This window comes from Acidobacteriota bacterium (genome assembly GCA_016196065.1).
Classification (GTDB): Bacteria; Acidobacteriota; Terriglobia; order Terriglobales; family Acidobacteriaceae; genus Acidiflorens.
In genome coordinates, this window is the sequence record JACPYL010000010.1 from 560,822 (window position 1) to 584,030 (window position 23,209).

Genomic DNA, 23,209 nt, shown 5'->3' on the forward strand with positions numbered 1-23,209 from the left:
AGGTACTTCGATTGGCCACGGTGGTTGTCGCTGCGATTGTGGTTTGTATTGCCTCAGCCAGTATCGGAAACGTCCTCCATTTTCAAATGAAGTTCCGACTCGTCGGAGCCGGATTACCCGTGAAGTGGTTCATGATGCCACTGGACGACTTCCGGATGTGGCGAACGTATATGAACGAAGCGCACGCCAGGCAGTGGCCTGTCTGGCCGTTCTACGTCTATCGAGTGTCTCTGGTCCTGTTCGCGATTTCGGGCATCTTCGTGGTCTTCAACATCGACAAGTTGTCTGCGCTATTGCGGTCCCGATTTACGCATTGACGGTAGTTGGTGTAATCGCCTGTTTACAACAACTATGGAAACACCGCCCCAATTCGGGGTGGAGTTTTACCGTGCAAAAGAAAACATTCACATACGAGTTTGAGGACAACTCTCCACGTTCTGTCACCTACGAGGTGGAAGAAACTGAGCGGCTTACTACATCCGTTCAGGACGGCGTTCCGTTTGTGTTTGCAAACCGAGCCGGAATGCTTACGCTCGCAAAGCCGGACGTATTGACGCTGTTGCGAGACGAAGGAAGCGAATCATAGTTGGTGTAATCGCCTGTTAACGACACCCAAGAGGGCGTGGGGACTATGTGTCGTCAGGGGACCCGAGTCGCCTTCGCAGTTTCGCACTGCCATATTCGCTTCGTGTGCAAAACCTGCATGGGCAAAAGGGTGGTTTTCCCTTCGCCTTAGGGAAATACCTCCAACCGATCACCTGGGGCAGTGAGCGGGCTTTTTGAATTTCGCCTGCTTCAATACGACGTGGTATCAGAACTTCCCACCCAGTGGGATCATCAGCCTGGGTGAACTCGGCTACGGCTTCGGCAGCGGTAACGACACGATGAGCCTGTCCGTAGTGGCCAACCCACACGAGTTGTTTGTCGGGGACTCGAAAGTAGATACCCGCAATTGGACCCTGATTGCGCCTTTTCAACTCCCTGAGCCACTGATGGGAAGCATAGAAATTTCGGGAAACCGGCACAGCATAAACGCCCCCCGGCAAAGCCCCAGCTTTACGGAGCCGAGCGATACCATTTCGGCGAATTCTCGAAATGCGTGATTCCGTCGTCAAATGCACGAACGTTGCCATCTTCTTTGCCTGAGGGATTGTACAAGCCTCGGGTTCCGCCGAACGTTGTGAGTGTAATCGCCTGATTGCGACAGTTATCGTGCTCCCAGCTCACTAGGGCTGCAAGAGAAGCCGCCCAGACATCGGGCGGCTCCCATCGATTTGATTGCCAACAAAGGCGCTTCGCGCCCTACTGCACGACTTGGTCCCATATAGACGACGTGCTCTTGCCTGAATTAACGTCTCCCTTGTAGAAGGAGGTGATGGGATGCGTTCCTATCGTGAAGTTGGACTTGGTCAGCGTAGCAACGCCGTCGCGCAGGGTCGCCGAACCGATTGCTTTTGTTCCATCCCGGAACGTCACTTTGCCAGTAGCCTCGTAAGGCCCAGAGGGTGTGACGTTCGCCGTAAAGGTAATCGGCTCGCCATATCTCGCCGGGTTTACGTTTGAGGTGAGTTCTATCGTGGTGGCAAAAGGGATGACATTTCTGAGCACGTTCACCTGGTCGTTGACCACTTGGACGGCATCCGGGCGGGTGTCTTCATCCACGTCTCCGACCGCGATTGCACCTCTGTAAAACGGCATGAAAGGTGCGCGACGGAAGGTGCCGTCCCCCTGCCCCCAGAAGGCAACCAGTTTGTCGCCCGGCACCAAAATGTCCGGATTACTGTCGCGGTTGAGGTCGGCAACTGCCAGCGAGCCGCCGCCTGCGGTCCAATATCGAGTGGCCGACTGGAAGCTCCCATCGCCATTGCCAAGCAACACCCCGATCGTGGATCCACCGAAGCCGTCTGGCCCGAATTGGTTGGCAGCCACCAGATCGAGTTTTCCGTCGCCGTTTACATCCGCCACCGCGACCCAACAACCTTCATGTCCTCCCGAACGGAAGCTAGTCGCGGGTTGGAAGGTCCCATCGCCAACCCCCAAAAGAACGCTAACAAAACGGTCACTGCCAACCAATAGGTCAGCTGCGCCATCGCCGTTTACATCGGCTGCAACGACAGATTGCGCCCAGTAGAAATAGCCATACGTCTGCGCGGCCTGAAAGTTCCCTCCGCCCATGCCCAGCAAAATACTGACCGTCCCATAGTAGGGCCAATTCTGATCCTGCCAGTTCGCAACAGCAATGTCAGGGATGCTGTCATGATTAAAATCTGCGACCGCTGCCCCATAAACAGGGCTGCCCTCCGAAGCAAAGGTGACTGCTGGTTTGAATGTGCCGTCTCCATTACCGAATAGAATTCCGATCCCACCCACTCCACCGTCGCCCATCGATCGATTGGCTACGAGAAGATCATCCTTGCCGTCCCCATTCAGATCATGCACCCCGACCCAGGTGGCATAGAGTCCACCCGACTTGTAGGTATGGACTGGTTGGAAGCTCCCATCGCCATTTCCAACAAGCACGCCCACGGTCCCGCCGTCGGAGCAAGTGTCGCTCGTTGCGCACGAGTTTGCGACGATTAAGTCGAGCTTTCCATCTCCATTGACATCGGCTAGAGCTACCCAAGATGCGTTGTATCCTCCCGAGTTGTAGCTATTAAGCATTTGAAAGATCGGAGCAGCACACCAACTGTTCGAAGCAAACAGGCAGAGGCACAGTACCCGGCCAAAATGGATGAAACGCTTGTAGTACATAAACCCTCCTGAAATGTTGCGAGGCTCTCTGCGTACATACCTGTGGCACTTCTGCCCATCGGGTCTAGTTCGGCGGAGGCGAGATCACGATTTTAGAAACGGGCCTGTTGGAATCATCCAATGGTGAACGAGATGACACTCGAGCCACCGAAAACTCTACTGTGTACGTGTAGGGAATACAGTGACTCTGATCACGCGCGAGAGTGACACATTCGGGTAGCCCTCCGAACGAAAACCTTGGCAATTGGAATCTCAACTGAACTACTCGCAGAGATTAAGACCCACTCCAAAGGGGCAGGCAAGCGCTAGTTCGCGAGGACCCAATCAGTGCACGTTTACCGGCTGGCGTAACATCGCAATTACACCAACTACAGGCCCGGCCTCCAGTCTGGGGGAGTAGTTGGTGTAATCGCCTGATTTCGCCAGTTTGACCAGCAAGCAGCGTACTATTTGTGAGTCTAGAGAACTCTGATGTTCACGAAAAAGAGAAGACAAGTTCCGACCTGGGAATTGGCGCTGATTGCTGCGGCCATCGCTGCCGGAATGTTGCGTGGTACTCCCGGCCTAATAGTAGCGATTGGAATCGTTGCGATTGTCGGAGTTTATTTGATCTGGACAAAACTATGAAACTTGATCGGTTAGCGATCTCTGAGGCCCGTTTCGGTCGATGAGTGTGATCGCCTGGTTACAGTAGCAAACCGCTCTTCGCGCTGGGGGTCAGGGTGTGCCGCGCAGGCGCTGGTCAATCAATGGGTCGATTGAGCAGTCGTGCGAGTACCACTTCAACCGGAGTTGACAACGATATGTCAGCACCTCGAATGCACACCTCGTTTCTTTCCGCCACGTCCATTGCGTCACCATGAAAACAAAACACAACACGGGACTGATCTGAACGTAGTCCATGGAAGCGCGAGCGCGAAACAACGAACATGTCCAGCGTTTGCCCTGCTCGCAGCTTTCGGTCGTACCCAGCTCGGCGAAGTTGGTTAATGAAGGCAAGGACTCGATCCTTCCATGGGGCCTGGGCGAGCATCACATCGAAGAATTCTGTCATTCGATCCCAGCTCTGGACGAACTCGCATTCCACCGGATTGCCACTCTCGCAATGACTCATCGCGGATGCCAGTTTATCTCAATGCGAGATTGCGTTTTCAACCGGATGACCGGGTAGTTGGTGCTAACGCCTGATTTCGCCAGTTACCCTTGATTGGCATATCATACGGACGTTCGCGGGCCTCAGAGAGGCAGTTAAATGGTCGCTTTCGCGTTCTCGGCATTGGTGATGCTGGCGCTATCCAGCATTGTGTTCCATTGGGCCATGCGAGTCCGGTTGATGAAAGTGGATTCATCCAGAAACAGAATCGCGTGGCTGAGTTTCCGTGGCGGTGATGACGTTTTGCAGACCTATGAAGCCCTGTTTCCCCGGAGCGTCCTACCGCGTTTCTGTCGGTTTGTATTCTGGACGGGCATTGTTTCCGGTGTCGTAGGCCTGTGCGCGATGGTCATTCTGAAAGCGGCTGGCAGGTAGTATTGCCAGTGGCGGAGTAGTTGGTGTAATCGCCTGTTTACAACAGTCCAGTCCCTAAGCGCGTGGTGATCCTCGCCGCCTGCTTTTCATCCCGAAGCCGGGCGACAGCGGTATAAAAATCAGAGAGGTGGCCGAGTTTTGTCGCTTGACGCAAGAATGGTGTGCTTCCGTACATGCGTAAGGTTTTCCACGAACCCAATCGAGGAACGAGGTGGTAACGGAGCACGCGGTCGTGCCTGCGATTCAATAGGCAGAGAAGTGTGATGTAGTCTCGCTCGGCTTCAGGTGCTTTTACTGCCCAACACAATCCCTTTTGAGTCCTTTCCGGGCGACAGAACACAATGGAGACCATGAATCCATTGTCAATTCGCAGAACTGAACGCCCACCTTTCCAGCTAAGAGCGACAGCAACATGGTCCGGAAACTGTGTCTTCAAGTCGTTTATAAGCGAGTATCGGAGTTTCTTAGTACGTTGTTGTTGATCCGATTTGAAGACATAGCGTGCATCAAGCTCGTAACCAAGTTTTTCGTAGAGTTGGCGATAGGTGCCGAAGTGTTTGTGGATCGTCTGTGTTGAGGGCATCCCTCGGGCTTTCAGGATTAGAGTCTCACTAAGGGTTCCCTTTGACTTGAGCAAGCGTCGGATTCTTTTCAGAATTTTTTCATCCGGCCAACGAGAATCGCGCATTTTTTGTATGGTGATTTGAGCGCGTTCGAATGTGCGTCGATCAACAATCGCCGGAAAGGCAAGAGGTTTCGTAATCCACAATCGAGGATCAACTTGTTTCAAAGCCGAGTGAAGGCGTTGCGTGCGTCGGTTCCAGACGTTGCAGCCAGTGTATTTTGGATTCGTCAAAATGCTAAGAACGGTCACGTCATTCCACGATCTTCCGTCGAACAAAATGTGCTTGCGGCTCAGTTCGCGAACAATGTCGGTGCAATTGCTTCCCCGCGAGGCCATGGAAAAAATCATTCGCACAAGCTTAATCTCGTCACTCGGTCCCAAGACCAACGTAATTCGGTCTGTCTTAAGGCTCTTTTGTTGCCCATTCTTCAAGACTTGTTTCAGCTTCCCGTCGATAGAGACCATTCGCCTTCGATAGGCATAACCGGGAGGGCCGCCCATCCAGAATCCCATCTGAGCGAGGCGAACCTTGCCCAGAACCACTTTCTCCCCCAACTCCCGGCTAAACTCGGCGGCCATGCTTCGCTTCAATGCTTTGACAATTGCACTCGATGCGGATCCATCATTGCTAAATTGTTCTGCGCAGTAATGGAGGGGTATTCCTGATCTGGAGCATAGGAACTCATAGTGGGCTGCTTCGTCAGGATTCTGGAATCTGCCCCACCGACTCACGTCATAAACAAGGATCGCCTTGAAGTCTGCCGCACCGTTGACGACATCCTTGAGCAAGGCATTTAGCCCGTCGCGACGTTTGATCAGGACACCGCTCTTACCTGGATCTGTGTACGTCTTAGTCACACTAAAGCCATGCTTTTGGGCATACTCTCCGATGCGCAGACTCTGGTTGGCAATAGAGTATTGCTGATCTTCGGTGGACATTCGCAGATATTGAGCCGCACGGACCAGCAGAGTTGACATTTGGCCTCCCTAGAAAACCTCAAAGTTGGACAATTTCGGTTTTTGTGATCATAGTCCCCTATGCCTGAATCCAGAGACCTAATTCCCGCCGCGCAGTATGTCCGAATGTCCACCGATAGACAGGAGTATTCTCTCGACAACCAGTTTGATCTGATCGCGAAATATGCTGAACTCAACAACTTCGTCGTTTGTCAGACTTATTGCGACGAGGCCAAGAGTGGACTGGAAATCAGTCACCGCGCCGGGCTGCGTCAACTGATTCAGGACGTTGTTAGCGAAAAACAACCATACAAAGCGGTGCTTGTACACGATGTTAGTCGTTGGGGAAGATTTCAGGACCCTGATGAGGCAGCCCACTACGAGTTTCTGTGCAAATCTGCCGGGGTCAGCGTCCACTATTGTGCAGAACAGTTCTCCAATGACGGGAACATCTCTGGCCAGATCTTGAAAACCCTCAAGAGAGTCATGGCTGCGGAATACAGCCGTGAACTTTCGGATAAAGTTTTTGCGGGTCTTGTACGAATCACCAAGCAAGGTTATCGGACTGGAGCGCGTCCCGGATATGGCTTCCGACGGATGCTAATTTCGTCTGACGGCAGTCGTAAGCAGCAACTCTTGCCTGGAGAGCACAAGAGCATCACCACTGACCGGGTAATTCTGGTCCCCGGCCCCGCAAGTGAGATTTTCTGGATACGGGAAATTTATCGTCTGTTCACGTCAGAAAGGAAGACATATGCTCGGATCGCGACCGAACTTGAAATGAGAGGCGCACCGTTCTTGCCGGGAACACGGTGGAGTGATCATGCCGTGAAAAGGATTCTGACGCATCCAAAATACAAAGGCACGGCAGTCTATAACCGCACCACGGAAAGGCTATGTTCCAAGTCCAGAAAAGTTGCACAGCCCGACTGGATTCTTATACCAAACGCGTTTGAGGGAATCGTTGAGCCGGAAATGTTCGAGGCTGCTCAGGAGACCCTACACCAGAAGTTCTGGCTGCGTTCAAACGAGGATGTTTTAAAACAATTGAAGTTGCTGCTGAAAACTCACGGTTACCTTTCTAATTCTCTCCTTCGAATGTATGGACTCTCGCCGGGAGGATTGCTATCTAGGTTTGGGTCAACGCTCAAGGCATACGAACTCATTGGCTACGAATCGGCGCACCGGAAGACCGCCGAGCACCGTCTTCAAGTTCGCAGGATTCGAGCCGAAATGATGCATCAACTCGTGGAAATGTTTCCGGGGAAAGTGTCCTTGTATTCTTGGACCTGGAAGCGTCGAAACTGTCTCCAACTGAGGAACGGAATGCGGATCGCAGTTCGCGTATGCCGCTCTAAACATCTGGTCACGAAGGGCCGTATGTGGGTATTGCAGGCGGCTAAAGATGAATCCTGTCGCGTTACTCTCATGGCGGGAATGAATCCCGAAAACACGGCTCTAGAATCGTTCTATGTGACGGGCCGTCTGAAGAATCGCTCGAAACTCCACATCACTGAGGAATACGATTGGTTGCGAAAGGGTGTGCGACTCAAGAATCTCCAATCTTTGTACGAGGTCATCAAATCACGGCGATGGAGGTGACAGTCACAACTTCCCTACTTTCACGTGTCGAATCAGGTCACTAAGTTCCTTGCATGCGGATTGAATGGCCTGTCGTTCACTCTCAGAACCCTTGCCGGGTGAGAGGTGAGCCAGTTCGGATTCGAGCGACGCAAGCCTGCGCTCCGCTTCGTCTCTGAACCGTGCTGTAAGCTCGGTTAGACTTTCCATTGAAGAACCTCGAAAACGAGGTTGCAAACGGCTGGCCACAAGACCACCGCATCAACTAGCTGCAGTTTCAGAGGTAGGTGACAGCGCGGTCAGGCTTCTTGCCAGGTTTTCGGCAGAATGGCCCAAAAAAATTGGCACTCGCACCTGCAAATTATTGGGTAAATTTCCCAAGATGGTTGGCCATTGTTGGCGAAACATCGCCATTACACCAACAACTCGTTTTTGATTCGCTGTTCGCTCTGGAGCCACACCCCGGCTTGGGGCGGGGTGGGGGGAGGTTCCCCAGGGGCGGGCACTTTGGGTCCCGGCATTTTGTGTCGCGATTTGTGTCATAACCCGGCTATCCCTACCCGTGTGCAACCGGCGCGGTCGGTATCATTCGGAAAAAGGTGAGGGGCAGTGGGTGGGCCGCAAAGGCCGACCAACACTGACCCTCAGTGATACTACCGGTCTGTCTGTGTTGCTCCGTGCCTGTCGAAGATGAGAAATGGCATGGAAGAGGTCGTCGGTTCGATCCCGACCAGGTCCACCAAATCCCCGAAATAAAACCTTGTTGCTAAAGAAACTCGGAGTTGAGGGGAAAAGTACCCTCAAAACCGCGCCCCTCTAGAGTAAAAATCATGTTCGTGAACGGGTTGGATGGGGCGAATGGGCGCCCACTCATCCGCAGAAGAACGCGAATGAGTGGGGCTTTCCCCAGGCACTTGCTGCGGCTCTGATGAGACGCGCAAAGGAGGTTGCATCAATCGACCGAAATGCGCTCTCCCGTGACAGTGCCGGGTACCTCAAACTGGAAGTTGCCGGCTGGGTCATAGAAGTCGAGGGCGAAAGAACCGCTCTGCGAATTGCCGTCGGGACTGACTGTTACCGACTCACTGAGGTGGATGGTTCCGAGGAAAGTTCCATTTCCGTCGTAGTTCCACACGCGGTGAGCAAGCGTATAGGTCCTGTGAGGTCCGCGCTTCCATGCTCCGAGGCAGACGTTGCCACCCCGCGGATCCACATTAGGGTTATGAACCTCAGTTCCGCCGGCATTCCATATCTGGAACGCCTCCTGAATGGTTTGACCATTGGCGACGAACCCGATGTGCCAAAGGCCAAGAATTGAGGTTTTGGACGGCGTGCCTTCGGACGACTGAATGCTGCCCGAGATGTGGGATTGATTGAGTACGACGGTACCTCCGGCCGCCATCGTGGACAGGGCATCGCCGCAAGATGCAAACGCGCTGGCACTAAGTCCAACTGACAAGACAAAGCAGGCGGCAACCTTCATGAACTTCAGAGTAGTGGTCGATTTCATTGCATTCTCCTTGGTAGAGGTGAGCGTTATCTGACAATCAGCGGAGAGAATTTCTTGAGGCTCCTCCGCGACTGCCAGATTCGCGCCGGTAGTTATGGCCCGGAGCCGAGGATCGAGCAATACAAACGGGAACACTTACGGATCAGATTTTGAACACCCTGCAAAGCATTGATAAATAGAACTGTCAGTAGCAAAGTAGTGGTATCTGTCCGGCGGCCTCAATCGCTGCTTGACTGCCACGGGGCACGCATGGGAAAGGTTATCGGTGTAATCGGCTTTCTTTCCGCGAATGCGGATCGCGGCATTTGGGTATTGGTCATTGTTTGTCTCGCTGCCGTGGACATTCATCGGCTGTCACAACCGGGCCCCCCCTACCGGACCCGGTGTGGTACAAGCCCGTTTATCACCTAACGTTCGCGGTGGAGTACTTCGCTTCTCGGCGGCTCTTCCCGGCGTTGTTCATCTTGGCTGCATCGCTTTGGATAGAGAAACAGCTTGTCGCACGAGGAGTGCGCACGATGGATTGAACCTGGGTCAAACAAATGTAACCGGGCGTTAGCACCAACTACGCCCCCAGACCCGTCGGGGCGGAGGTTGTTAGTGCAATCGCGACATTTCGCCAATTGACTGTGCGAAACTAGCGCCGATGCCATCTCCATTCTTACGCTCTACTCGCGGACCACGGCCAGAGTTTTACTGTTCGATCTGCGAGATGAAATTCAAAACACAATTGCTCTCGCCAGATGCGAAAGTGGGTATCCACAAGGAGTGGGACGAGCATCTACGCAGCGTCCATCCTCGCCAATGGGAGCGGGAGGAACGGAAGAGGGCCAGGCGCGCCGCACAGCCCGATAATAGTAAATGAGTGTAGTGGCGATTTATCAACAGTTACGATGCGCCGACGCACATAGCGACCCGTACCTCGTTCCACTTCCCATGAACGTGCTCAAGGAAATGGAACCGCCAACTCCCACAGAGTCCGCCGCAAGAACTTCGCACAAAAACGATGGCTTGAGTCTTCCCCTGGTTGAACCCCACTGGCGACAAACTGACGTACGAAACTGCGCCTTGAGGATCGTCAGGAAGACCGGAAATGACCTTCACACCTACGATTCTGTAAGGCTTCGCAATCTGAAATTGTGGCTGCAAGGCCCATTTCTTTTTGTAGATACGGTTGTAACCCGCGATGGCCCCTTTGAACCTAGTGGCATCCGGCTGTTTCAGACAAGCCCCCATGATGTCTTCCGCGAGTGTGTTCTCCTGGATCATCAGAGTGTCTTCTGCAAAGCCGTAGGATTCTTCGTGCGGGAGCAGGAGACTATAAATCTTGTATGCATCAGCATCGTGGTACGGCTGCGCTGCGGAGTGGTCCTGAGCGACGAGGAGAGTGATACTGAGCACGAAAACGGCCAGGCTAGCCCTGAGCGATCGCATGAACACCTTTGGTTGGAATGATCCCAGAGTTAATTAGACACCCAGACATGGCAAATCTGGCGCTTTCCGTAGTTGGCGTTAACAGGCGTTCGCACCAACAACTCCCCCAGACAAACTGCGCCGAGTGTTACGCGGTCAAACCCCGCCTTTGTCAAAAGCAATGATTTTGAAGCGGTGCATCTTGCCGGCTACTGGCTTCGTGAGGTCAATGGCTTCTCCGTCTGCTGACTTGATTGCGGTGCCTTCCAAGAAACTTCCCACGATTGGCCGCCACCCGTCTTTGTTTCGTGGTCCCATGGTGTACCATCCGGCCACTGGCAATATTTCGTTTTCAGCCAGATCGATTAGCCCACCAACACGCAAGCCGCCTGTCCTGAACTTCTGGTCTTGTGTGAAGAGGTATTTTATCCGGCGTGTGTGAGCGTCGTAGCCCACTGTAGTGAATCGCACACCGTCAATATCGACGTCCTGTACGCACGGATAAGATTGCGAAGGCGTGGCTGCACATTGATTCGTATTGTTCTTCGGGACCATCACGGAAGGCAAGCGCATCCCGACATTCGCCTGAGCAACTACGAATAGGGAATTCAGGAGTGCCAGCCAAAGCGCAAGTCTCTTCATCACCGTCAGTTTACGCGCTAATGAACGCCAATTGTTGTTACCAGGCGTTAACACTCATCTCACTGTTTACTCCCGAGCCTCCCAACCGCCCTCCTTGGCGCGCCGGAGTAGCTCGGCCAAGCGCGACTTCGATTTGGCTAGGACCAGATCGGCGTCACGCGACCAAGCAATCTCGCGGTCCCACCAATCCTCCAGTTCTCGCCTGCTGCACAATGCGGAAACTTTGCGAATTGTCTCGTCCGCTTCATGTCCGTAGACCTCAATTTTGTGGAACAAGATGTCGGTTAGGGGATGGTCACCTGTGGTTCCATTCGGCATGACGACCTTAGTGTAGTGGAACCGAACAAAATCGGCTCCGGCATAACCATCCCCGCCCCGTTTTCTTTTGGGTCAGTCCAGGTGGTCAGTCGTGGACAATCCTAAAGAAGACTTCAATCACTGCTGGGTCAAATTGCGTGCCTGATCTTCGGCGGAGGGTGTCGAAGGCCTGTTGTGGGGGCAAGCCTTTTCTGTAGGGTTGATCGGAGACCATCGCATCGTAGCAGTCGGCAAACGTAAGAACTCCTGCCTCTATCACGTATTTGTGCGTGGACAAGCATACCTGGTGTCCGGACAGGGTGGTCCGGCGGCCGCCGAGTTCCAGAAGATTCTGGACCACAGAGGCATCGTGTGGAATTGCTGGACGGGAGCGATGGCTCGTCTGGAACTGGCGCGCGCGAATGCTTTACAGGCGAGATCTTCCGAGGACGCCGACGCTGCCCGCGTACGCGCTCTCGCCGCCTACAAAGACTTCCTCACTCTCTGGAAAGACGCCGACCCGGACATCCCTATCTTGAGGGAAGCGAAAGCGGAGTACGCGAAGCTGGAATAACCCCAGCGTGCCTGCGCTTCTTACTCGTGATCCTTGCCAGGAAAGGCGGGTTGGGCTTGCGAAAAAAAAGGGCCCCCGTTTGGTGGCCCCTATTGTCATGCGTTCTATTGTCCCGTGCCCGTCAGCGGCACCGCGGCAGAGGTTGCCGGAGCACCCACTGTCACGTTGAGCGTTGATGCCTTAGCACCACGGGTCGTCGGTCTGAACGTCACGCTGACCGTGCAGTTTGTTCCGACCGCTAGGCTCGCGGGGCAATTGCTGGTCTGCGCGAACTGATTGGCATTGCCGCCGTTCACGCTGATCCGTGTGATCGCAAGTGGCGCGGTCCCGGGGTTCGAGACAGTTACCGTCTGTGCAGCACTCGTGGTTCTGATTGGGACGTTCCCGAAGGCAATTGAGTTCGGAGACACTTGGTTCACAGGCGCAACGCCCGTGCCAGTCAGAGAAACCACTTGCAGCGATGGGTCAGAGTCCGTGATCGTGATCGTGCCGGACCTGACTCCCAGCGTCGTTGGATGGAATCGCACCACGATGTTGCAGCTTCTGCCAACGCGCAGATTAAGGCCGCAGGTTGTCGTGAAGCTGAAGTCCACGTTGTTAGTGTTCACGATGCTGCTGATCGCGATGTTCAGCGTTCCGACGTTGGACAGAGTGATTGTCTGCGTCGCCGAGTTCGTTCCGATCAACTGGTTGCCGAACAGCAGAGACGTTGTGCTCAGGCTCACGCCACCAACACCCTGGTTTACAGGTGCAGATGCGCTACCGTTGAAGTTGCCATCACCTGCATAGGTGGCCGTCAGCGTGCGATTGCCTCCAGTCGCAAATGCGAGGTTGCAGCTTACGGCTGGAAGAGCTACGGTGCAGGACTCACCCGTGTTCGCGCTCACGGTTACGCTGCCTGTCGGCGTCGAGCCAACAAACTGAGGCGTGACGTTGAACGTGATTGTGACGACTTGCCCAACAATGGCAGGGTTCGGCGCGTTCGAGATGATTACGGTCGCGGACGTTGCCTTGCCTACCGTCACCGTTCCTGCCACATAAGAGATCGCATAGTTCGCTGCAACCGCACCAGTGCAGGAGCTTCCGTAGTTGCCAACCGGACTCTGGTTCGTCGCGACCGTCGTGCAAGTCGGCTGCGTAGTTAGAACCGACTGGTTCTGTCCAAGCACAAAACCCGTGAAGCTGGGAGTGATTGCCGGAACAGCGCCGCCATAGATCATCGTGCCACTGCCGGCAGTAATGGAGAGCGGAGCCGTCGTAACGACGAGCGTCCCATTAGCCGTACTCGACTGGAAACCACCTTGCGCCGCAAAGTTCGCAACGAGAGTATGGCTGCCTGCCGTTGGTGCGGTCAGCGTGAAGGTAGCCGAGCCGCCCGCGAGGGTCTGACTCTGCGCCTGCCCGCCGTCCACTGCGAGCGTCACCGTACCTGGAACGACATTCGCCTGCGCTGATGTGACAGTCACAGTGACCGTTCCATTCAGGCCGTAGACGACATCCGGTGCGCTGATTGCCGTGGTCGTGGCTGCGATGCCCGTGCCATTGAGTTGAATCGTGAACAGGGGATTCACTGGATCGTTGCTCGCGATGGTCAGTGCGCCCGTCAGCGGGCCAATAACAGTTGGCCCAAAGGCGACGCTGATGGCGCAGGTCGAACCCGGGAACAACGTCCCCGTGCAGGTGCTGTTCTGCGCGAAATCAGGACTCGTAAGCGCGACAGAGAATGTAAGAGCCGACGTTCCGGTGTTGGACAGCGTCACGCTCTGCGGCGCGCCGAGCGTGCCGACACCCTGATTGCCGAATGCAAGCGGGCCTGCGGGCGAAATACCAGCGATCGGAGCGGTGATGAACGGGGCGGTAATTGACCATCCCGAACTCAGCCCGCCGGCAATAGCCTGCACTCTGTAATAAAGTTGCACGCTCGTGCCGACGCCGGTGTCCGTGTAAGTGATGCCAGAACCGAAAGCACTATTCGGAATGCTCGCGGCAACTGGAATGGAGAATGGCGCAGGGAACGCGGGGTCAGTATCCCTCTGCAGGATGAAGGCCGTCTCATTCGCAGAGTTGTCGGTGAAAGTCAGATCGACGCCGCCCGCAACGTTGGCGATTGCCGAGAGCGGGTTTGGTGTGTCTGGTGGAACCTGCAAGATGATAGGCCGCATCATGTCGTTTTCTTCATGCCCCAACAGGTGACAATGCCAGACATACTCCCAACCGAAGTTGGTCGTGTGGTTAATCATGTCGGCGGCACCGCCAGCGGAGTTCTGAAGAGACATCATCGGATCCCAAACATCGGGAGGCATGGTTACGTCCATCGGGCGAACGCTGTCTGGAATCGGCCACGGCAGGTTTTGCGACATGGGCCGCAGCGCCACGTAATCGATTTCCAGCGGGTTCATGCGCACGCTCTCCTTCCACCCGATTTCGTTGGGGTCGGGCGGTCGCGTCGTGCCATCCCATCCGAAGCGGTTGATGAGTTGCACGTTGAACAGGTGGAAGTGAATGGTGTGAGTATCAACGCCATTGTGCGTGATCTGCCAAAGCTGCGTGCCATCCCCCAGAGTTCCGACGGGCATCATCGCAGTTGATTTCGAGTCCGTGAGGACTTCGCTTGGTGGATCGATATAGCCCAACGGGATGGTGGTCTGTCGATTGAAGTTCGTGAACGGAAGCTCGGTGCCGAGCGTCGCGTTCATGCGGCCGTAGTCCAGTTCGAACAATTCCTGAATGGTCTTGTCCTGCATCGGCAGTGTCACTGGCGCTGTCCCGCCGAAGGGATTGAAGGTCAGATTGTGATTCTGGAGTCGCGCAAACACGTCAGGGAAGTTCGTTCCAAAAGCGGCCGAGTAAGCAGCTTGCGGGACGATCGGAGGCGGTTGCGATGCCGCAAACGCCGCAGGCAATTGCGCCTGCAACGCGGCCAAACTTGCGGACGTTCCGTCCGGCGCTCCGACGACGATCTGCATCATCGTCCGAGTGTTCGGGCCGTAACCAGCTATGGTTGTCGGCGCCCCGCCAACTGCGGTCTGATCTGGATCGCCTGTGTAATAGTCATAGCGCGAGTCAAATGCAGGCACGGGAGCAGGTGCGTCGTTGTAGAGGATCAGCGTCTTCCCGGCGAAAGCGGAGAAATCGACGATGACATCTGCGCGCTCCGCAGGCCCCATGAAGAGAGCCTTGGTTGAGACGTTCAGAACGGTAATGCTCCTGCGGTTGTATTCGTAGCCCACAGGTGCGGGCGGAATCACCACAGGGTTCGGCATGATGCCGGCTTCCGTACCGATCTGAATCCACGACGGGCCTGCTGTCGCCGGATCGGGTACGCCGCCATCCCTGCCATCTGTCGGCCAATAAACTGGCCAGCCGTTTTGCGCCACTGCCGGCACCATTTTTACTTCGCAACCAGCCGCAATGACGCCAGTTGCGCAAGGAACGGTCGGATCAGCTACGAACAACGACAGATTCATGTTGCGGTCGTTGGCCGCGTTCAGAATGCGGAAACGAACAGCCCCTGCGGGCACCGTCACGGTTGGATAAGCCGTGCCGTTGATGACGGGCGTATCCATAAAGCCTTCTGGCAGTAGCGATACGGTGCTTCCTGTGGCCGCGTCGGGATTACCAACAGCAGGGAAACCCGGGCATCGCTGGTTTGGAATTGCGGCTGTCGGACAGGGGACATCGCCGTGAACCAGTTGCCCAGTTCCCGGAGGTCCAACCACCATTGGAGGCCAGAACCACATTCCATAGTCCAGTCGTCCCATAGCGTTCATATTGCTGCCGTCCGGGTTGTCTGGATATTGGTTCGGCATGTAAACGTGCGGGAACCACAGGTTGCCCTCGCCGCCCCACAGCGCGGGGTCCCAAGTCGGGTCCTGCTGTGCGAGTGTCGCCAGCGATCCGAACGCCATCGCGCCCGTCCCTGGCGTTGCTGCCGAGTCCGTGATGACGATGTCTGGCGACGAAGAACACATGCCTTTGCCCGTCAGTGTGAGACTGATGACTGCATTGTGGATGACCTGACCGAAATCACTGAGTTGGTCGCCGATCACGGGAACAGCCGTCGGCTGCACCGTGCAAGCGATGTTCAGAGGATCGATCGCGACTGTAGTCGTCGCAAGGTTGTAGTTCTGACCGCCCATCAGCACGGCCGCACTATAAAGCGGCGTGGAAGATGGATTGGGGGGAACGAACGTCTTGTCTTGGATGACCAGCGGGATTTGCATTGCAGGGATCGTGCCAGCCGAAACAAGCGCCGCTTCCGTCTGATCCTGCAATAAGTAGCCTGCGGCCTCGCCCGCATAGACGTTCAGGCGGGTGATGCCATAAGCGTGATCGTGATAGAACATCAGGCGCGCACTCTGCTGGTTGGTGTAATAGAACGTCATCGCTCCCGGCCCTGGATTGTTACTTAGTCCGGGCGGAACTGCGTTCGGCCAGCAATTCGTTGTGATGTTTGCGTCGCACTTGGGAACGGGCACAACGCTTCCAGTCGAGTCGAAAAACATGTCAGGCACATACTGGGTGCTGACGCCCTTAGGGTAAGTTGTCCCCGAGTCCCCGGCAGGGACCGTCCATTGGTGTGGCGTGCCGTCGCTGATCCATGGCGTGTTGCCGCCATGAAGGTGCAGTGTGGCGCGGTTTTCCAGATACATGCTCATGCCGTCGGGGCCCATGCCGGCGCCCATGACGGTTTTGTCGACAGGGATAAAAAGATTCCCGCCTGCCCCAGTTGGCAACTGGTTCACAAACTTGATACGAACAGGAACATCCCGCTGCGCCACAATGAGTGGCCCTAGGTATTGAGGATTCGGATTGCCGCCATTGAGTTGCACGTAACCCCGCAGCGTTGTCGGCGGCAGGTCGGAGTGCAGTCTCTCTGTGTACTGCACCAGCCCGATCTCATAGTAATCGGAGCCGGGAAACGTGGCCTTGTCTGGCACTGCCACTGGAATCTGCTGCCCGAGGTTGTTCGGAGAGTTGAGCCCCGGAAGAGTATCGACGAACTTTCTGATGCCTCCGCCGAGAACAACACCGTTGACGTCAGTCTGCGGGAGCGGGCTATTCGCGATGTTGGGATATGTGCCGAAATAGAGTTGATCGAGCGTGAGCGCAGGTCCGACCGGAGCCTGGGTGCCAGCTTTCTGCGCCTTGTGCCTGTCGATGCGCCGTTGCGCGGCGCGGGCCGCTGCGACCTTCCGCTGGGCGTTGGTCACGCCTCGCATCCGCATTGGCGTGCGATTTGTGCTGTTGCTCGTGCTGTTCGGAGCCGGATTACTTGTCCGCCCGACCATGACGTGCAATGAGGCGGCGGCTATCACAGCGATCATCATGAAACGCATAACTCTCATAACAGTTCCTCGTTTTTGATATCAGTCTCTCTTGCTTCGCATCCGGTAAGTCGAGCCCAAAGGCACTCTATCCACGATTTCTGCTCGTGGGTGACATGCAAAGGACATTGGGGGAGGGGCAACCACAGTCGGCTTCTCTGGACGGTTTGTCGCTTCGGGCACCGACCAGTGATACAACCACGTAACAGTGGCGCGCTTTGCGCTGCAGCAAAGTGTGAAGAATGTCACCGTTATCTGTGACACATCGCACAAGGGGCAGGCTCTGCCATCACCAATGCCTGTTCACAGGCATGTGTGATACGGCTCACAGACGCGAGGTACATGGAAGCGAGAAAGTGTTTGTGCTGATTGGGCCCCGAACTGGCCAACGCAGGATTGTAGGGCCGGATTGGTCGCGCCTGATTGGCAGGTCGCTGCGACGGAAACCCTAGTCGTAACGATGTCGTCGGCGACCCGAGCGTGCGTGCCCAGGGAATGCAAACCGCGCCCCTGAAGGAACCAGCCGTGTTGTTCGCGTATCTGGCCGGCGATTGTTTAGGCGGTTCCAGCGCTGAATGTTACAGGCTTTAAGCGGATCCTCCCCCTGTCCCAGGTTAATAGAAGTTAAAATTCGACGCTGTCGAGTGGCTTGCTGACACTTGTGGGATCGGTTCGGTATTTCGAGGGGTGATGGCGGTAAGTGACCAATCGCCATCAGACCCAACCCTCCCTCAACGGCAAGATATTCCCCCTGTCCGCTCAACTTCACAGCGTGTCTCCTTGGAGCGGCTACTTGGCGAGTACAAATACATGCAACCGTAGATCTGAGCCATTCGTAGTCAAACCCTATTGTGCGCCGACTCGGCTGGTCTTACACGAGGTACGACCGCACCCACGAACGCGGCCTAACGCCTCGTCATTCAGCAACGAGCCTTCGCAAGGTAGCAGATCTTCAACTCAGTTCAATCTGGGTCTTTACGGCCGAGTGGAGCGCCTCGCGGCGGCGCCTCTCTTCCTTGGATTGTCTCCCGCCGACCGATTGGAGATGGCGTCCGCTGCTCGAGAGCGCCTGTTCGGTGCAAAGAGTGCGCTCTTCCGCGAGGGCGAAGATGTGAAATCCGTGTTCCTGATCGCCAGCGGTTGGGTAAAGACTAGTCAGTTGTCCCGGTCGGGGAAGGAAGTCATTCTCCGGGTGGACGGCAGAGGCGAGGTTATCGACGGCATCGGGGCAGGTTATCTCGCCGTGCACGCATTTACCGCAGAAACAATGGATGACTGCTACCTGTTAACTTGGGACGCCAAGACGTATTTGTCATTTGTGAAGCGCTTTCCCAGTCTCCAGATCAACGCGAGCCGCGTTCTCGCGGAAAGGTTGCACAAGTTGGAAGCACGCTTCCGTGACTTGGCCGCCGAACCGGTTAAGCAGCGACTCGCGCGGTTGCTCCTCAGCCTCTATGAACAAAGCGTAGGAGCAACTCACGATCTCCACATCGCCTTGTCTTGCGAGGAACTGGCGCAGATGACTGGAACCACCCTGTTCACTGTCAGCCGGTTGCTCAGTGACTGGCAGGAGCAGGAAATCATCTGCCGCGAACGAAGGACCGTTGTGGTCGAGAACCCAGCCATGTTAAGCGCGATCGCTGAAGGGTGCTAACGGCCACCAGTTCAATTATTGGTAACAGCGATTACTCCAACTACATGTGCCTCAGTCATGCGAACAATCGAAATCAAAGTGATTTCCTCGAGGTGGGGCAACCGGAGTAGCATTCTGGGGTGAAGAGTCTTGTCGAGATCCGCCAAGATGTGCTGCTGGTTCCGTGGCAGGATCAGTTTCCACCTTGGAGTCTGGAGCAGGAGAAATGGCAGTGCGACAAGGCGTTGTTTCAGTTTGAGGTCAGCGATTCGCATCGAATGATTGGAAACTGCCGCCGTACAGGCGGGACCGCCAGGTGGCGATCGAGGCTATAATGGCGCGCACGGATGGCGCTTACCTCGGGTACCAAGCTCGGTCCGTATGAAATCGTCTCGCCGCTGGGTGCTGGCGGTATGGGCGTGGTGTACCGCGCGCGGGACGAACGACTCGAGCGCGATGTTGCCGTCAAAGTCCTGCCCACAGGACTGCTGGCTGACGAACCGGCGCGAAAGCGATTTCGCAAAGAAGCCCTCGCGCTAGCCAAACTGAATCATCCCAATATTGCCGCGGTCTATGACGTCGGCGAGCAGAACGGCCTGGACTATCTCGTCATGGAGTATGTCCAGGGCCATTCCCTGGCGCAAAAATTGAAATCGGGGCCGCTGCCCGTTCGAGAGGTCGCGTCGCTCGGCAGTGAAATCGCCGCCGCACTGGAAGAGGCCCACGAGCAAGGCGTCGTCCATCGGGATCTGAAACCGGGAAACATCATGGTGACCCCGAAGGGTCACGCTAAGGTCCTGGATTTTGGATTAGCGAAGCTGTTACCGCAATCACCGGAAGTGACGCAATCGCTTTCCGACACGAATGGACCGGTTGGAACGGTGCATTACATGTCACCCGAGCAAGCCGAGGGCAAGGTTGTCGATACCCGAACGGACTTGTGGAGTCTCGGCGTTGTCCTCTATGAGTCGCTGGCGGGCAAGGTGCCGTTTCAGGGAGACAGCGGGCTCGCGATTCTTCGCGCAGTGACGCAAGACACACCCAAGCCCCTGCGGCAGTTTTGCGCCGACGTGCCGGAGGAAGCGGACCGGATCGTGTCGCGGGCGTTGGAAAAAGAAGTATCCAAACGGTATCAATCTGCTTCGGAGATGGTCCGCGATCTCTCCAGCGTGAGCACGCAGCTAAGTTCGCCCCTGCTGACGGCGGAACCGGAACTGCGAGTGTCACGCGTGTACGCCCTCGGTGCGGCACTGGTTCTTCTGGTCGTTGTGGCGGCGGGAATCTGGTTTTACGTTCGATCCGAGAGACGGCACTGGGCGCGGGAAGAGGCAATTCCGAAGATCACCAAACTACGGAATGAGGATCGGCACCTGGAAGCGTACCTCGTGCTCAAGAAAGCCCAGCGTTACCTGCCCGATGATCAGGAACTCAACAAGATCGCCGCAGAAAGGACGCGGGTCACTAGCATCACGTCTTCGCCATCCGGAGCCACGGTGGAGATCCAGGACTATTTGTCTCCCCACGGAGACTGGTACCGGCTGGGCACAACTCCGCTGAACGGGATTCAGATTCCACGCGGGTATTTTCGCTGGAAGGTTTCCGCGCCGGGTGTCGGCGAGTACCTCGCTGCGCCCATGAGTGATGACGTAATGAAGTTCGCGCTCGACACGGCAAAAAACGCTCCAGAGGGCATGACGCGGGTCGATGCCGGGCAATGGGGCGACATGATTGCCTTTGTGGGATGGGTCGGCCCTTATAACCTGCCTGCCTATGACATGGACCGCTTCGAGGTGACGAACCGCCAGTACCAGGAGTTCGTCGACCAGGGTGGATACAAGAAGCGCGAATATTGGAAAGAGAAATTCGAACGAAACGGCCACGAAATGAACTGGGACGAAGCGATGGCCCTGTTTCGCGACGGAACCGGCCGGCTTGGACCCTCATCGTGGCAGGGCGGGCACTATCCCGAGGGGCAGGCGGACTATCCAGTTTCGGGCGTGAGTTGGTACGAAGCATCCGCGTATGCGGCGTACGCCGGGAAAAGCCTGCCCGCGTTCGCGCAGTGGTTTCAGGCAGCGCAGACCGAAGTTGCCAGATACACGGTCGGAGCCAGCAACATCGGTCAGTCGGGAGCTGCCAAGGTGGGCACATTCGCAGGCGTGGGACCGTATGGGACCTACGACATGGCGGGAAACGTTCGCGAGTGGGTAATCAACACAAGCCATGATGACTTCCATTTCATCCTCGGGGGAGCGTGGAATTCCCAGACATACCTGTATGCGGATCCGGAGGCGTTGCCGGCATGGGATCGATCGCCGACAAACGGGTTTCGTTGCGTGCGCAACACGGCTCCGCTGTCAGCGGGCGTGACCAGTCCGATCAAGACCCGGGAGCGGGATTTCGACAAGGTCAAATCCGTGCCGGATCAGGTATATCGCGTCTACCAAGCGATGTATGCCTACAGCAAGACGCCACTCAACGCCAAGGTGGAATTCGTAGTGCAAGATACAGCGGACTGGCGCGAGGAGAAGATCACGTTCGATGCCGCCTATGGCAGCGAGCGCATGGCAGCCTACCTGTTCCTTCCCAAGAAGGTCAGCCCGCCATTTCAAACCGTGGTCTTTTTCCCGAGCGCACGCGTTCTGGATATGACCGACAGCAAGACTTTGGGGGACATCAAGTTTTTTGACTACATCGTGCAGAGCGGACGAGCGGTGCTGTATCCGATCTACGCAGGAACCTATGAGCGGCAGACGAGGCTGGTACTGCCACAGGCGTCACAGGACGAGGCACTCATCATTCAACGTTACAAAGATCTGAGCCGTTCGGTCGATTACCTCGAGACGCGGTCCGATATTGACAAGGAAAAACTTGCTTATCTCGGAGTCAGTATGGGGTCGGCGGAAGGGGTGATCTACAGTACTTTGATTCAGGACCGGCTCAAAGCGGTGGTCTTGCTCGATGGTGGCTTCTTTCTCGATCAGCCTTCGACCGGGGCCGATCAGGCCGAGTTCGCTCTCCGCCAGAAGAAACCAGTGCTCATGGTCAACGGAAAATACGATTTCACTTTTTCGCTGGAGAGGGCGCAGAATCCGCTGTTTCGCATGCTCGGATCACCGGCAGCAGACAAGCGGCATGTTGTGCTCGATAGTCCTCACGATGTCACCGATAAGCGGACAGAACTCGTGCAGGAAGTACTGGGATGGCTGGACAAGTATCTGGGCCATCTAGATTAGCTGATCTTGACTGCCGTGCACGGGGCCAAAGCGAAGGTAATGAGCACACCATCCGGGCACGCTTTTCTGCGTCATTCCAGCTGGTCAGACGTGGACAATCCGAAGAAGACTTCAATAACTGCTGGGTCAAATTGTGTGCCCGATCTTCGGCGGAGGATGTCGAATGCCTGTTGCGGGGGCAGGCCTTTTCTATAAGGTCTGTCCGAGACCATCGCATCGTAGCAGTCGGCAACCGTAAGAATTCTCGCGAGCAAACCGATGCTCGTCCCAGCCAGACCTGCCGGATAGCCGGAACCATCGAACCATTCATGATGTTGAGCAACGATTGGTAGAGCGTCCCGAAAACAAGGGATTGGTTCGAGGATGCGCACTCCAATCTTCACGTGGTCCTGCATGATCCGCATTTCTTCAGGATCGAGGCTACCGGCCTTGTCGAGAATCGCGGGAGGCGTGCCGATCTTTCCGATGTCGTGCAGTAATCCTCCGCGATGCATGATCTGCAAATCCTGCGGTGACAGTCCCATGGCATGCGCAAGCCGGAGAGCCAGGTGTGTCACGCGCTCGGAGTGACCCGCTGTCCACGCTGATTTCGCGTCGATTGCACGAGCCAGCGCCGAAAGAGTTCCCAGGTCGAGCTGCTCCAAAGCCTCGACCGTACTCTTCAGTTGCTTCTTGTGGTTTCGCTCGGTGTCGTATTGTTCGGCACATGCTCGAAGGGCACCCAGAAGTTCGGGTGTCGTTACAGGTTTGTTCATGAAACGGAAGATACGGCCCTCGTTCACGGCTCGCATCGCTGCTTGAATGTCGTTTTGTCCGGTCAGCATGACGCGAACGGAGTCCGGCGAAATCACGCGAACCGTGGCCAGGAATTCTGCGCCGTCCATGCCCGGCATGTGCATGTCCGAAACGACCACGGGGTATGGGCCGTCATTCCTTATTTTTGCCAGGCCTTCTTCAGGAGTGGAAGCCAGGTCGGCAATAAACTCTTGACGCACAGCACGTCGCAATCCCTCGAGTACCAGGATTTCGTCGTCTACAAAAAGCACTCGGATCTTGTCGCCATTGCCGACCTCGAGACTCGTCCCCGGAATCACACGATAACCCCCGCCACGCGATTGCCTCGGCAAGGGGCCCA

15 protein-coding genes are annotated in these 23,209 nt (G+C 55.8%); 7 read left to right on the plus strand and 8 right to left on the minus strand.

All coding sequences use genetic code 11. The features are described from left to right. Nucleotides 1-11 precede the first annotated feature (11 nt). Together HY010_05790 and HY010_05795 are read left to right on the plus strand one after the other, a co-directional pair. The gene (locus HY010_05790) at nt 12-317 is read left to right on the plus strand and encodes a hypothetical protein (protein MBI3475221.1); all 306 of its coding nucleotides are present in this window, start codon (nt 12-14) and stop codon (nt 315-317) included. Between the two features lie 71 nt (nt 318-388). Continuing rightward, the gene (locus tag HY010_05795; GenBank protein ID MBI3475222.1) at nt 389-586 is read left to right on the plus strand and encodes a hypothetical protein; all 198 of its coding nucleotides are present in this window, start codon (nt 389-391) and stop codon (nt 584-586) included. Nucleotides 587-1,302: 716 nt separating this feature from the next. Here the strand turns inward: HY010_05795 and HY010_05800 are convergent. Beyond that, the gene (locus HY010_05800) at nt 1,303-2,751 is read right to left on the minus strand and encodes a VCBS repeat-containing protein (GenBank protein ID MBI3475223.1); all 1,449 of its coding nucleotides are present in this window, start codon (nt 2,749-2,751) and stop codon (nt 1,303-1,305) included. Nucleotides 2,752-4,003: 1,252 nt separating this feature from the next. On the opposite strand from HY010_05800, the gene HY010_05805 reads away from it, so the two are divergent. Next, on the plus strand, nt 4,004-4,279 hold the full coding sequence (locus tag HY010_05805) for a hypothetical protein (protein ID MBI3475224.1): 276 nt from the start codon (nt 4,004-4,006) through the stop codon (nt 4,277-4,279). Between the two features lie 37 nt (nt 4,280-4,316). Here HY010_05805 and HY010_05810 read toward each other — a convergent pair whose 3' ends face one another. After that, complete coding sequence (locus HY010_05810; protein MBI3475225.1) at nt 4,317-5,882, minus strand: recombinase family protein; 1,566 nt, start codon at nt 5,880-5,882, stop codon at nt 4,317-4,319. Between the two features lie 105 nt (nt 5,883-5,987). On the opposite strand from HY010_05810, the gene HY010_05815 reads away from it, so the two are divergent. Then, nucleotides 5,988-7,463, plus strand: coding sequence for a recombinase family protein (locus tag HY010_05815; protein ID MBI3475226.1), 1,476 nt, complete (start codon nt 5,988-5,990; stop codon nt 7,461-7,463). A gap of 931 nt (nt 7,464-8,394) precedes the next feature. Here HY010_05815 and HY010_05820 read toward each other — a convergent pair. The 4 genes from HY010_05820 to HY010_05835 all read right to left on the minus strand — a co-directional run bounded on the left by HY010_05820 (nt 8,395) and on the right by HY010_05835 (nt 11,325). Next, nucleotides 8,395-8,952 carry a hypothetical protein gene (locus tag HY010_05820; protein ID MBI3475227.1) on the minus strand — a complete coding sequence of 186 codons (558 nt, stop codon included), beginning with the start codon at nt 8,950-8,952 and terminating at the stop codon, nt 8,395-8,397. A gap of 888 nt (nt 8,953-9,840) precedes the next feature. After that, nucleotides 9,841-10,386: a hypothetical protein gene (locus tag HY010_05825; protein MBI3475228.1), complete on the minus strand. Its 546-nt coding sequence runs from the start codon at nt 10,384-10,386 to the stop codon at nt 9,841-9,843. A 135-nt stretch (nt 10,387-10,521) separates the two neighbouring features. After that, a complete protein-coding gene (locus HY010_05830) occupies nt 10,522-11,007 on the minus strand; it encodes a hypothetical protein (GenBank protein ID MBI3475229.1) in 486 nt (161 codons plus the stop codon). 66 nt (nt 11,008-11,073) lie between these two features. Beyond that, nucleotides 11,074-11,325, minus strand: coding sequence for a hypothetical protein (locus tag HY010_05835; GenBank protein ID MBI3475230.1), 252 nt, complete (start codon nt 11,323-11,325; stop codon nt 11,074-11,076). 172 nt (nt 11,326-11,497) lie between these two features. Here HY010_05835 and HY010_05840 point away from each other — a divergent pair, with 172 nt between their 5' ends. Further along, nucleotides 11,498-11,878, plus strand: coding sequence for a hypothetical protein (locus HY010_05840; GenBank protein MBI3475231.1), 381 nt, complete (start codon nt 11,498-11,500; stop codon nt 11,876-11,878). Between the two features lie 104 nt (nt 11,879-11,982). Here the strand turns inward: HY010_05840 and HY010_05845 are convergent, their stop codons facing one another. After that, a complete protein-coding gene (locus tag HY010_05845) occupies nt 11,983-17,226 on the minus strand; it encodes a choice-of-anchor D domain-containing protein (GenBank protein ID MBI3475232.1) in 5,244 nt (1,747 codons plus the stop codon). 1,024 nt (nt 17,227-18,250) lie between these two features. On the opposite strand from HY010_05845, the gene HY010_05850 reads away from it, so the two are divergent. Both HY010_05850 and HY010_05855 read left to right on the plus strand, forming a co-directional pair. Next, nucleotides 18,251-18,859 (plus strand): Crp/Fnr family transcriptional regulator, encoded by a 609-nt coding sequence (locus HY010_05850; protein ID MBI3475233.1) that lies wholly within the window; start codon nt 18,251-18,253, stop codon nt 18,857-18,859. Between the two features lie 326 nt (nt 18,860-19,185). Then, nucleotides 19,186-22,074 carry a protein kinase gene (locus HY010_05855; protein MBI3475234.1) on the plus strand — a complete coding sequence of 963 codons (2,889 nt, stop codon included), beginning with the start codon at nt 19,186-19,188 and terminating at the stop codon, nt 22,072-22,074. Between the two features lie 71 nt (nt 22,075-22,145). Here HY010_05855 and HY010_05860 read toward each other — a convergent pair whose 3' ends face one another. Next, a complete protein-coding gene (locus HY010_05860) occupies nt 22,146-23,168 on the minus strand; it encodes an HD domain-containing protein (GenBank protein ID MBI3475235.1) in 1,023 nt (340 codons plus the stop codon). Nucleotides 23,169-23,209 lie beyond the last annotated feature (41 nt).